At 31.2% G+C, this 12,590-nt stretch carries 9 protein-coding genes; 1 reads left to right on the forward strand and 8 read right to left on the reverse strand.

Translation table 11 applies throughout. The features are described from left to right. Positions 1–10: 10 nt before the first annotated feature. From ACSIGE_RS13945 to ACSIGE_RS13980, 8 genes are all read right to left on the reverse strand, one after another. On the reverse strand, positions 11–844 hold the full coding sequence (locus tag ACSIGE_RS13945; RefSeq protein WP_440880484.1) for a hypothetical protein: 834 nt from the start codon (positions 842–844) through the stop codon (positions 11–13). A gap of 12 nt (positions 845–856) precedes the next feature. Then, positions 857–1,408, reverse strand: a complete 552-nt coding sequence (locus tag ACSIGE_RS13950; RefSeq protein WP_440880485.1) for a DUF4178 domain-containing protein — start codon at positions 1,406–1,408, stop codon at positions 857–859. 49 nt (positions 1,409–1,457) lie between these two features. Continuing rightward, positions 1,458–6,314 (reverse strand): DNA repair ATPase, encoded by a 4,857-nt coding sequence (locus ACSIGE_RS13955; RefSeq protein WP_440880486.1) that lies wholly within the window; start codon positions 6,312–6,314, stop codon positions 1,458–1,460. Positions 6,315–6,432: 118 nt separating this feature from the next. Further along, positions 6,433–7,257: a GNAT family N-acetyltransferase gene (locus ACSIGE_RS13960; RefSeq protein ID WP_440880487.1), complete on the reverse strand. Its 825-nt coding sequence runs from the start codon at positions 7,255–7,257 to the stop codon at positions 6,433–6,435. Positions 7,258–7,358: 101 nt separating this feature from the next. Further along, entirely contained in the window at positions 7,359–9,455 is a 2,097-nt protein-coding gene (locus tag ACSIGE_RS13965; protein WP_440880488.1) for a flotillin family protein, read from the reverse strand. Positions 9,456–9,481: 26 nt separating this feature from the next. Next, entirely contained in the window at positions 9,482–10,108 is a 627-nt protein-coding gene (locus ACSIGE_RS13970; protein WP_440880489.1) for a hypothetical protein, read from the reverse strand. Positions 10,109–10,200: 92 nt separating this feature from the next. After that, complete coding sequence (locus tag ACSIGE_RS13975; protein ID WP_440880490.1) at positions 10,201–10,917, reverse strand: PspA/IM30 family protein; 717 nt, start codon at positions 10,915–10,917, stop codon at positions 10,201–10,203. Between the two features lie 10 nt (positions 10,918–10,927). Beyond that, a complete protein-coding gene (locus ACSIGE_RS13980; protein ID WP_440880491.1) occupies positions 10,928–11,323 on the reverse strand; it encodes a molecular chaperone Tir in 396 nt (131 codons plus the stop codon). Positions 11,324–11,534: 211 nt separating this feature from the next. On the opposite strand from ACSIGE_RS13980, the gene ACSIGE_RS13985 reads away from it, so the two are divergent. Next, a complete protein-coding gene (locus ACSIGE_RS13985) occupies positions 11,535–12,293 on the forward strand; it encodes a helix-turn-helix domain-containing protein (protein WP_440880492.1) in 759 nt (252 codons plus the stop codon). Positions 12,294–12,590: the final 297 nt, after the last annotated feature.

The raw sequence follows: 12,590 nt of genomic DNA on the forward strand, positions 1-12,590 counted from the left end.
TATTTAGTTGTTATTTACCGAAACCACCGCTTCGCGATCGAAAAGAAGAACTTCTATATCTCGATTGACTTCTGCTAGTTTTACTATAGCTCTTTCTTGAGGTGTATCCTCTTGATTTTAATTCGGAAGAACTTCTAGAAACTTTTGATTGAACTTTACTTTTGAAAGATTGCGGTTTATTAGCCCAAGAGGTGTTTCTATTGCTATTAGATCTTGTTCCATATTCATTTGTTTTACCGTAGTATGGTTTCTTATTTCGATAGTTACGATTGTAATCATTCCAATCAGTTCTTGGATAGCCATATCTGTATCCATAACCATAGGAAGGGCCAAAGAATAAATCAGAAAAAAGTCGATAACGACCATAAAAAGCCCAAAAAGAGCCTCCGTTACTATCTGTTTTCCATTCTCCATATTTGGAATTTCCAACATAGTTATTGACTCCTGCTGGGGATGAGTTTTTATCTAACTGACCGTTTTTTTTACTCAAAACTGTCATACCTAAATCGTTTTGATATTCTTCAAAAATGATTGGTGATACTTCTTGCCAGTCAGTATTGATGATTTTTATATCTGTTGGACTAGAAATGGTGTCGTTTAATTGTTCTCGAGTTAATGTGGGTTGGGATTCCTCAATTAGAATACGGTATTTATGAAAATATTTATCCATATCTTCCTTATAGTCCATATCAGATAAAATAACACTATAATTACTCTTATCAATATATTGAGTAATGATATGGTCTAGAGGAGATTTGATAAACTTTGGTTTTTGCTCTGTACTACATGAATATGTAACAATACTGGTGGCGATTAATAATATTAAGTATTTATAAAAAAGCATCGTTAATTTCTTTTATTTTGAGTAAGGAAGAATGTTGCTAATTTCAAAGTTTTTGATTTTTTTTCCATAACTAACCTCAAAATCATTATCGTCCCATTGTTCTATTGTTAAACATTTTTCTTCATCTTCATCTAAATAGCTGAAGGAAATAAGTTCTTCCCAATCAGAAGCTTCTACATTTCTGTAATAACCTGGAGATTCTTCCGATAAATAGTAGATTACATTTTCGTGTGTAATCTGTTTTGGAGGCTTTCCGTGGTTTTCAATATGAGTAATGACCTCCGGGGCTAGCTTTCGATATTTTAATTCTTTTGACATAGTAATTGTAAGATCATCATCTTCTTCGATATGCAAAAATAGTTTTTCTCGCTGAGATTCAATAGTAAACTCACGTGTAAAATAATTATTTCCCCAATCGTATTCGGACATTTTTATAATGCTCCAGGTTTTTAAATCGTAATCAAGTAAATACCCCTTTTCAAGATCCGTTATTTTTATATTGGTAGGATCGTAATGTGTTTCTTCTTTATCCTTGTTATTTTTAAATAGATCAAAAAATCCCATGTTTTTAATAGTTTAAATGTAAAATAAATTTTTTTAATAATTTAACATATTATTTCTTTAGTCCCTTTTCTAAAACTGATTTGATACCCTCTAAACTCTCAGTAAAAGCCATCATTTGATTTAATATTTGTGCCATCTCGTTATTATTACCTAAACCTTTAAGTTTATTGTTTTTGGCGAAAATATCCTTTATAATAGACCAACGTTCTATTTCTTCTTCGGATAAATTATCAATCAATTCTTTATATTTTAAAAGGTTTGCTTCTGCTGAAGAAGTTAGTGTTTGAGATTCACTTTCGTAATGCGATAATAATAATCGCTGTAATTCTTCTTGATTCATAATAGGAACAATTTTAGCAACAAGCTTATTCATGTCACGATAAGAACCTTGGAGTTTAAAAGAAGGTTCTGTTCTATAATCGTCTTCCATTGCTGCGGATTGAATATATGCCTGATTCACCTTTAAAATGGTATCACGAATCGTAATTACTTTTTCAAGAATAGCTGTATAATCTTGCACTTCTTGATTGGTATGGTTTCCTTTTAGATTAACATCTTTGGTATTGTTTTCAACCTTATCAATTAAAGTATACACATCTTCAAAATATTTACTACTTAATTGATGTAATACAGGATTAGAAGTTAAAGAGTTTTCTATTAAACTAAGTTTGAATAGCTGTGCTGTATCGCCAATAATATCTCCCAAATTATAAATATCAGCTCTGTTGGCTAACATGTCTGGAATTTGAAATTTATCACCACTTTCGGTATATGGATTTCCGGCCATGATTACACAGAATTTCTTTCCACGTAAGTCGTAAGTTTTAGGCTTGTTATTATAGACACCTTCTATTTTTCTGGTTCCATCAGAAAGTGAAATGAACTTTTGCAAAAACTCAGGGTTACAATGTTGAATATCATCAAGGTATAACATCACATTATCTCCCATTTCAAAAGCTAAATTCAATTTTTTAAGTTCTTCTCTTGAAGCGGAGTTACTAGCAGCCATTGGATCCACCGAAGTAACTTCATGTCCAATAGCAGGTCCATTGATTTTCATAAATACCAACCCTAATCTATTAGAAATATATTCCATTAAGGTTGTTTTACCATATCCTGGAGGAGAAATTAGTAAAAGCATTCCCATCCTATCAGTACGCTTGTTGTCTCCAACGGTACCAAGTTGTTTTGATAAGTTGTCTCCAATTAAAGGGAAGTATACCTGATCAATCAGTTTGTTTCTTACAAATGAAGACAATACTCTTGGTTTAAACTCTTCCAGTTTCAACTCTTCTTTCAGGTCTTCTGTTACTTGGTGTTTCGCTTCTTTGTATTGAATAAAGTTAGGAACCTCTACTTGAGTAAAGTGTTCAAGGTCTTTTATGAATTGATGATAATTGAACTCCCATTTTCCTTCATTAATAGTAGCGTGATTTCCTTTTAAATCTTCAATGATGGTAACCGGATGTACGTTAATGGTGTCTGCCGCTGAGAGGTCTTCAAATAATAGTAACGCCACGGTTTCATGGATATATTCATCCGTTTCAATTCCTGTTTCTAAAACGAAAGAACTTACCCATTGTATTGCTAATTGAATACTTTCGATATGGCTTTCTTGCTTTTGAATCCCCGTTTTAAATTTATGTAATGCGTTTTGCTTGTCTAATGTCTTAAGGAAGTTTTCCTTAAGATTCAAAGCAATATTACTCGTGTGAAAAATAGTATCACTTTGAAGTTCCTTAAACAAATACAAAGCGATTCTTTCAGAATATTCTGTAGCGAATAATTGAGATTTTTCAGCAAATGAATTTAAAGAGCTTGTCAGGTCATCAATGATATAATTATGTGTTACACTTTTCGGAAATACTTTTAATACTTCTCCTGAAGCTTTGATGTTCGTATTGTATGAATTTTGATCAGCTTCGGAAAGATGTTTCCAAAAATAGCGAGCAAAAGCTCTAACATCTGGTGTAAAAGTAAGTAGTCCAAGTTCATGGTGTTTGTGCATCAGTGTATACAATATCTTGGATGCATCTATATCGTGAACTCCTTTTACATAACCTTCAGCATACAAATTACTACTTTCCTTTTGAACAAGTTGTAAAACTTCTTCTTTAGTAAGGTTAATGAGTGCTGATTCGCTAAAATTTTTAAATAATTTGTAGGCTAAGTATGCTGATCTGTAAATAGTATCATTTTCTGACACTAATTCTTGATTCCAGTATTTTTTAGAGGTAAGTAATATATCATTCGTTATTTCTTCGTAAAAATCTGTACCAGTTAAGTGATAACACAATTGTTCGTTTTTATAAACAATGGTTAAATCTAAAACTTGTTTATTTACTCCAAATTTATGGCTACCTAATTTAATGATGTTTTCACCGTCTTCATATAACTCCTTTTTATCTTTGAGCTTACGCAAGGTGTCTTCTTTAGCAACTTTTAATTTTGTCTCAACAGTTTCTGCTTTTCCAATATCATCAAGTTCTTTTAATTGTTTTACAATATCACGCACCTTGTTGATTATGAGATCGGCGGCGAAATAACCATTGATATCTTCAATAGAATCAAAAGAAGTGGCTTTCTTGGTAATTCCTTTTAAAATACGTTCAGCAGCAGTTTGTAATGCGATCGTTTTTTTATTCCGCTTTTCAATAAGGCTATTCTTACGATTGTCAAATGCGGTGTGAACTTCTTCACGCTTTTCAATAATCTGAGTGGTGAATTCATCGTAATCAGCAAATTTGCCTTCTAATTCTTCTAGCTGAATCGTGATTTTCGTTAAAAATTCATCACATTTTTCAGGAGTATTCGCAATATCAATATAATTGATAATACTTTGATCAATTAATTTAAGTTGGGCATTAAAGTCAGCTATCGCTTCTTTACTTCCTAAGCTTTTAATGCTGTTTTTTATACCTGATTTTAACTGATTAAGTGTGGCAAATATTAAAGAAATATTGTCAATGATTTTTGTAGATTGAGAAGTATCTTCGATTTCTAGGTTCGATACAATATCGATAAGCATTTCTAAATCAGTAGTAATTTGATTGACCTCTTTTTCTAAGGCTTTTGCTCCTACCACTTTTTTAATGGTTGGTAAAGCTTCTTGCTTTTCAATAACCCGCACATGGTATGGTTGAAGTGCTTTGTCATCAAGAAGAAATTGAACACATCGTTTCGAGATTACGTTGTTTTGTTCTGTAACTTGTTCTTCTAGTTCCTTAAGCAGATTTATATTGATATAGCGAATGTCATGAAGACTTATCACTTCACCACGCAATGAGCGTAATTGACTTAAGAGCACAACGAAATCGTCAATAGATTTAAACGAGGTGCTTTTAATTTTACCAAACAGTTTATCAGATTTTTTGTTGATCTCGTTGGTTTCTTTTTCCGCTTGTTTTTTTAACTGGACAACTTTCTCGAATTCTTCGATGGCAGCATTGGCCGACTTATTGATCTCGGAAACTGGTTTGTTAAGCTCAAAAGTTTCTTTTTCGTGTAACCAATAATAGGTGTCGTTAATGTCTTTAGAAGTTTTGGCAATATCAGAATATAGACCAGTATAGTTATCTTCTTTGTTTAATAAAGTAATCAATTCGTGACATTCAGCCATGGCACGTACAATGTCTTTATTACCAATTTTATATAGTAAGCTATCTTCATGTTGTGAAGGCATATAATCGCCTTTTAAATAGGGGGTTTGCCATATTTGAACAACATGATGTTTAGTTTGCTCATTTTCTGTTTTAAAATAACAGAGTTCTCCATTTTCTAAAATGGTAAAACCATTACAAATTATAGGTGTTTTAACACTTTGCTCAATGATATTATATGACATAAGGATATATAACCCTCTTATGGTTGCATAAAAAACGTATAAAAAGTCTTCACCATTTGGTGAAATAATCTTTTCTTGGAATTTAACCTCTTTAATATCACTCTCGAATATCTTGTGCTCTCCAGTTTGAAGATAATATCCATTTGGAAAAATAATTCCTTGATCATCGGGAAGCTGAACAGCAGTATCCTTAATGCTATCTATCTTCTGAACTTCCTGAAGTTTATGGTTGTATACAAAGTGTCTTGGAGGTTCTTGAAATGGCTTAATTTCAAGGGCTATTAAATTTCCTAAATCGCCAAAGCGAAACTGACCATCATCTAAGGTTTGATCGATATGTTCAACAGGCTCTGAAAGTATTCCTTTTCCATCATTTGTATTGTTTTCAACTTTGATGGTTAAATCACCTCCAATAGTTTCAACAAATATTTTATCGAGAATTGATACATGTGAATGAGTACCGTAACGATGCATATCACGAGTTACTTCTTGCCACTTAAATTCGTGCTGAGTTGGGAATTTGTATTCATGCTCACTACGGTTATCAATATATCGTAGTGAATTATCATTGATTAACCATTTGAAAGCTTTAATATCACTTTTATTTTCACTTAATTGGAAAATCATATACAAATAGTTTCCAATAACAGCGAATTTTGAGAAAATAGTATTTCGGTAATATTTATATAAATTGGTAAAGTCATCAAGGAAAAGAGGATCATTTAATAACTCTAATGATTGTACATGGAATTGTCGGTCTTTAAACTCATAGATGCTAAAAACATCTGATAGTTTGATATCTGTTCTCAATCCAAAATGAACGTTATAACCGAAAATAGATATATTCCCTAATGAAATAATATCTCTAGCAATACAGTTATTTTCTGTATTGATTCTGTTATTTGCAATTAGTTTAGTTTCTATGGTGCCAAATACATGTTTTCTGGCATCATTTAAGTTATGAAGTCGTTCTTGTAGATGTTGCTTTTGTTTTTGTAATCTACTTTGAATGATTTCATACGTTCCACCATCTAGTTGTTGTTCGGTATGTTGGTTTTCCATAGGTGATTATAGGTGTTAAAACTTCTGTTTTTCGAAGTTTTTTATCTTATTCTTTAATTAATTATTGGTTACAACTACTATCTTCTTTAATTTCAAAGGCGCTCGTCATAGGTAGTTGTTATATTTTTAATTCCATCTCAAACTGATCAACAGTATTGGTTAATTTTACTTTGTTCAAAATGGAGTTTTTTTCATTCAATGTTTTATCAACATTATTGATCTTTATTTTTTCTGAAACTTGTTTAATTCCAGAAAATAGTCTGTCCCAGTTACCATTTTTAGTATTAAACACATCAAACTGGGCGATATAGTTGAGGTCTTTATTAATGATAAAATACGATTCAACTTTTCCATCTACGATAACTTCAAAATAGTTATAGTTACTATTTTTTATAGATTCTTTCTGATTGTCCCATGAATAGGTATCCTGATTTGGTAAGGCGTTCCATTCAATTGTATCTAAAGAAATTTCTTTCAAAAGAATAGCATGTTCTGATGTGTTGTTTTGAATATCCCCTTGATAGCAATGGTATTCTTTGCAAATGTTAAATCCGATTTTTTTATATAGTTGAATAGCAATTTTATTCTTGGTAATAACCTCAAGTGTTGTTTCTTTTATACCATATTTTTTTAAATCAGAAAGAGCATGATCGTATATCGTCCGTATGATACTTTTTCCTCTGTATTTAGGTATTACTCCTGTGCCAGTATTAAATGCTGTTAATTTCCCATTTCTGGTATCAATGGCATGTATAATAAAACCTACTAGCTTTTCGTTATGAAACATCCCATAGGATAAATTGAAATCTACTTTTGTAACTTTCCATCTGTTAATATAGTAGTCTCTTTCTGTAGACATTTTAACAAAGTAATTGTCAAAAGCCAGCAGAAGCGATTCTATTATTTCATCAATAGCTGTATTTCCTAGGTTTCTTACGTCCATTTTCAAATTGAACACTATTAGTGGTAGAAAATTAAAGTAGGGGAGTGTCAAAATAAAACAAAAGAAGTCGTTACAACTTCTTTTGTTTATGCTTTATATTATTATAATTTCTTATCAGATAAACCTAAGCCTTTAGCTAAATTGAAGAGGTTACTAAATAAATTTTCCTCATCAGCAGTAGAAGCTTTAGATTTTAAGTCTACTAATAAATTAGCAATGCTTAAGTTCTTTATGTCTTCAGAAGAGATGCCGTATTTAGTAGCAAAGTCTTTTACTTTTTCAAGTAAGTTTCCTTTTACATCGTCACTACCTAAAATAGCATCTTTTACATCCTGAATATTTGAACTGTGTTGAACAAGTCTATCAACACCCTTTGCTTTCGTAATTTGTCCAATGATTTGCTCGAAGAACATCGTTTCACCTCCAACAATATCAATATTTGCAGCTTTTAATGCGTCACCAATAACTTGCGCTTGAGCGTCAGCAATATCTTTTTGAATATTAATATGCGCTAAATCTACTTTTAATTCTTTTTCTAAACGCAGTTTAAACTCTTCGTGCTCTTTACCAACACCATCAAGTTTCTTCATTGCTTCGGCTTTTTCCTCAATACCGGCAGCCTCTGCCAATGCTATTTCTTTATCACCAGTAGCTTTTGCAAGTGCTTTTTCTTTGATAACTTCGGCCTCTGCAATACCTTCCTCTTTCAATGCTGTTGCTTTTGCTAAAATACCCTCAGCTTCGGCTTTTGCTTTCTTTTCAATAATGGTAGCCTCAACAAATCCTTCCCTTTCATAAGCATCAGCTTTGGCATGCATTACTTGCGCTTCAGATAACCCTACAGTAGCTTCTTCTTTCGCTTGTGCTTCCGCTAATGTTTTTCTAGCTTCTGCTTCTTTTTCACTTGCTTCTTTTTGAGCTTGTGCTTCGATATTAATTTCTTCTGCCTTCTGTTTGGCAGCTTCTTTTTGAGCTTCTGCTTGCTTCACAGTTTTAATTAATGCTTCTTGAGCTTGAGCTTCAGCAATGGTTATTTTAACTTGCTTGTCACGATCCGCTGTTTTAAAAGCCTCAATGTCTTTCATATTCTCTTTTTCCTCAACAACACCTTTTTCCAGCATTACACGATCGCGAATAACATCTTGGATATTCTTGTTTTCAATTTCAACTACTTTTTCCTTTTCAATTTGAGCAAGTGTTACAATTCTTTCACGTTCGGTAGCTTCTAGCGCTCTATCTTTTTCAACACGTTCCGCTTCAACAGCTTCCGTACGTTGTTTGTTTTTTTCTGCAACAATAATTTGACGTTGCATATTTTCTTCAGCAACTTGAACTTTTTCTTCGGTAGAAATTCTTGCCGACTCTGATTTTAAACGTTCTTCTTCTGCAACTTTTAATATTTCAGCTTCTTCACGAGCTTTGATGTTCGCTATTTCTCTTTTTTGTTGTTCCTCTTTTTCTGCTAATTGTTTGTCTAATTCTAAAATAGCTTCGCGAGCTTCAACATCCTGCTTACGAATAACTTTTTCTTCGTCACGCTTAATTAAGTTCGCTTTAATGTTTTGATCGGCAGTTAACTCGGTAATTTTTTTAATACCTTCAGCATCTAAAATGTTATCTGGTTTTAAGAATTTTACTGGAGTTTGCTCTAAATAATCGATGGCACAGTCATCAAGGACATATCCATTTAAGTCAACTGAGATAATATCTTTAATTTCATCTCTAAATTCTCTTCGAGCTTCATATAATTCAATGAATTGGAATTTTTTTCCTACAGTTTTAAGTGCTTCAGACAACTTTGCTTCAAATAGATCTTTTAAAGTTTCAATATGAGATGCTCTTTCACAACCAATCGTTTCAGCTACCTTTTTGATATCCTTAACATCCTCATTGATTCTTATAAAAAAAGCAACTTTAATATCGGCTCTAACGTTATCTTTACATACTAAGCCATCAGATCCTAATCTTTCTATTTCAATTTTTTTTACAGAAATATCCATTGTTTCTACTCTGTGGAAAACAGGTACAACGTAAAGTCCTTTATCCGTTGCAATTCTGGCTCCCTTAAATCCAGTTCTAACAAGAGCTTTCCCTTGTGGTACTTTTTTGTAGAACATCGCAACAATGGCGAAGTATATAATTAATAGAAATAGTAGCAAGCCTATTCCTATACCAAGAATTTGATAAATAATATCCATAGTAATTGTATTAGTTAATTTGATAATTAGTTGTCGTATTTCTGAGCGTAATAAAATGTTTTATCATCGCTTTGTTTAATTATAAGAATTGTGTCTTGATAATTAATAATTTCGTTATTAAGAGATTTTATATTTATGGTAAGGTTCTTATTTTCAGTTTTAACCTCTGCTGTTCCTAGTTTATTTTCTCTTAAAGTTGATAATGAGATTCCAGTAAGGCCAATGAAGTCAATGGGGTGGTCTCCGTTTTGATTTAAATTCTTAAAAAAGTTTTTAAAAGGAGTAGTAAAAATTTTTGTTAATATTAATGAAGGGATAATTCCGCCAAGCATCAGAATAAAGCCAAGATTACTATTTATGCTATAGGTAATTGTTGTACTTAGTATCGTCATTATCCACCAGATAAAAATCCAAGAGGTAAATGTGAACATGAAAGGTAATCCAACAAAGTTGAAGTATATCAAAAGAACTTGCCACCATTTTAAAGGTTTTCTCTTCTTCTGAATAATATCTTCTTTATTGATTTCTGTATTTGAAATGTCGTGGAAATCAATATTAACACCCTCAATTCCTGTATCGATATCGACGTCAGTGTCTATGTCAACATCGACGTCAATATCTACATCAAGATCGAAGTCAATACCAGATATCATTGTTACAAGCCAATAAACAATAAGGATTATAACTAGAATTGTTAGAGTTATATTGACATTAGAAAACAGTATATCGGTTAGTGAGTTCAAATTTACCCTTCGTTTTTATCGTTAAGCCCTAATTGCTTTTTCAGCTTAGCTAAATCGTCTTCGGCGTTATTATTTGTCTCAACTACGGCATCATTCAATTCGTCGTCAATCGTTTTTGTTGAATTCGCTAAGTCGCCATAAGCATCTGCTAACGCTTCTTCTTGAGCGACTTTGTCTTTCATTTGTTCAAGCATTGATACAGTACTACTACTATCTAATTCAGCCATTTGTTGGTTTAAATTTTTAGTAGCTTTCGAAACTTTTACGCGTGCTTTAAGAGTTTTGAGTTCATTTTCCCATTTTTGTATGTTATTTTTAATCTCTTGTACACTTTTTTCGAGTTTTGTAACTGAAGCATCTAGCTTATCAGATTCTAATTTCGTTCTATTTACTTCTTGAATGTTTTCCTCTTTTTTTACAAGAGCTTGTTTTGCCAGTCTATCAGCTTCACTAGCTTCTATTTCACCTTTTTTGGCTTTTTGAAGAATTAACATTGCTTTTTGTTGATAATCTTCAGCTTTTAGTTTGTAATTTTCGAGTTCGTTTCTTGAACGTATTGCTAAGGCTTTAATTTGTGCTAAAGATTCAATGCTTTTTTCTAAATCATCTTTTAGGTCTCGGATTCCTTGTTCTGTCATTTTGATAGGATCTTCCATCTTGTTGATCGCTGAATGTGCTTCTGCTTGTCCTATTCTAAATAGTCTTTTGAATATATTCATTATCTATTTTTTAATATTTTGAAAATGTAATAATTTGTTCGGAGTACTCGCTTAATAATAGGCTTAAAGAATTCAAACTTCCTTCAAGTTCATTTAGATCTAAGTTCTCTAGTTGTAATGTATCTCTAAATATTACTCGTTCACCTGTATCATCAAGAACAAAAGCACCATGAACAATATCTCTGTTTTTTATAAGTAAATTTTTGAAAATATCTTCGTTAGGTTCATTTACTTTAAAAATAAATTGTTCAATAATTATTATTGGATATGCTATGCCAATAATTAGGTTTTTAATTCCAGAGTTTTCTTTGTTAATAACTAAAATTCCGTTCTCAATATCTTCTTTATAGATATTGAAATTTAACTTTTGTAAAAAGTTTTTTGTTTTTGTAAAATGGTTGTCCATCTAGCAATTGAATTAGTTTGTTTATAGTTTCTTTTAGCGATGTAATATTACAAAAAAGTTCTTAATAATACGCTGAAAATGTAGAGTGTTATAATACTCATGCTTTTAAAATTGTTAAGTTGCTATTTTTTTTAGTTTTTCATATATTAGCTAATATTATTAGTGTAAAGATACATTTTATTTTTAAAATTGCAAATTATATTAGCATTTTATGTCTTTTTTTGGAAAAAATATTAAAAAAATAAGGAAAGTTAAGGGATTGAATCAGCACGCTTTTGCAGAGTTATTTGGTTTGAAGAGAGCTACTTTAGGTGCTTACGAGGAGGGAAGAAGTGAGCCTAAAATTGATACAGTTATTAAAGTTGCTAATTATTTTAGTATTTTAATTGATGATTTGCTAAGGTCCGAATTGACAGTAAATCAATTATTACAATTCAAAGAGGATTTAACTCTTGAAATTGAAAAGTTAGAAAAAGAAAGTATATTGAATATACCTATTGTCACTGGTAAAAATCAAACAGACTATCTAAAATATTGTGATAAGCCAAAGTTTGTTAAAGATTTACCTGTAATTTGTTTGCCTGTCGAGTCTAATTCAGATTTGAGGGCTTTTACAGTGCATAATCTAGAGATGACTTCAGGGGAGACTGGAATTTACCCTGGCGATATTGTCATTGCAGAAAAATACCCAATCGACCTTGTCCATCTTATCAAAAAAACTGATTTAGTAGTAGCGATTGTTGAAGATGAACTTGTACTCAGGTATGCCGAAAAAAAAGATGATTTATTGATTTTAGAAGCGGCTCACAAAAATATAAGTGCTAAAAATATTCTTATCCAAAATATAAAAGAATTATGGTTGGTTAAGCATGTTTTTTTAATGAACCTTCCTAAGCTTAAAGATACTTTTGAAGAGAAGTTGATCTTTTTAGAAAAAGAGCTAGCTAAACTAAATTCCAGTAAAAAATAGTTTTTTCACGAGATGTAAAATTATAGATAGCTTTTTTATTGTTTCTTCAGCTTGTTTTATCAATTTTTTTTGAAGTTAATTGTTGAAATTATATTTTATGATTTTGCCTATTTATAGAGAGGTTTTTTTTAAAAAAAAACAGATAGCTCTGTTAATCAATTGGTTAATTTTTATGCTAAAATAATAGTTTTTATTGTTTTTTTTGGCTTTAAAAATATGTATGATTTAATGTTTTATTGTTATTTTTTTGTTATTTGTATTAATTTAACATAGTTTTGGGAAAATAAAACTTAATTA

Origin of the sequence: Tenacibaculum profundi (genome assembly GCF_052050075.1) — a bacterium.
Taxonomy (GTDB): domain Bacteria; phylum Bacteroidota; class Bacteroidia; order Flavobacteriales; family Flavobacteriaceae; genus Polaribacter.

What these genes read in the sequence shown, in the direction of transcription:
- ACSIGE_RS13980 (WP_440880491.1), bottom strand. Translation starts at nt 11,323, where the DNA reads ATGGACAACCATTTTACAAAAACAAAAAACTTTTTACAAAAGTTAAAT.
- ACSIGE_RS13955 (WP_440880486.1), bottom strand. Translation starts at nt 6,314, where the DNA reads ATGGAAAACCAACATACCGAACAACAACTAGATGGTGGAACGTATGAA.
- ACSIGE_RS13985 (WP_440880492.1), top strand. Translation starts at nt 11,535, where the DNA reads ATGTCTTTTTTTGGAAAAAATATTAAAAAAATAAGGAAAGTTAAGGGA.
- ACSIGE_RS13950 (WP_440880485.1), bottom strand. Translation starts at nt 1,408, where the DNA reads ATGGGATTTTTTGATCTATTTAAAAATAACAAGGATAAAGAAGAAACA.
- ACSIGE_RS13945 (WP_440880484.1), bottom strand. Translation starts at nt 844, where the DNA reads ATGCTTTTTTATAAATACTTAATATTATTAATCGCCACCAGTATTGTT.
- ACSIGE_RS13960 (WP_440880487.1), bottom strand. Translation starts at nt 7,257, where the DNA reads ATGGACGTAAGAAACCTAGGAAATACAGCTATTGATGAAATAATAGAA.
- ACSIGE_RS13970 (WP_440880489.1), bottom strand. Translation starts at nt 10,108, where the DNA reads ATGATATCTGGTATTGACTTCGATCTTGATGTAGATATTGACGTCGAT.
- ACSIGE_RS13965 (WP_440880488.1), bottom strand. Translation starts at nt 9,455, where the DNA reads ATGGATATTATTTATCAAATTCTTGGTATAGGAATAGGCTTGCTACTA.
- ACSIGE_RS13975 (WP_440880490.1), bottom strand. Translation starts at nt 10,917, where the DNA reads ATGAATATATTCAAAAGACTATTTAGAATAGGACAAGCAGAAGCACAT.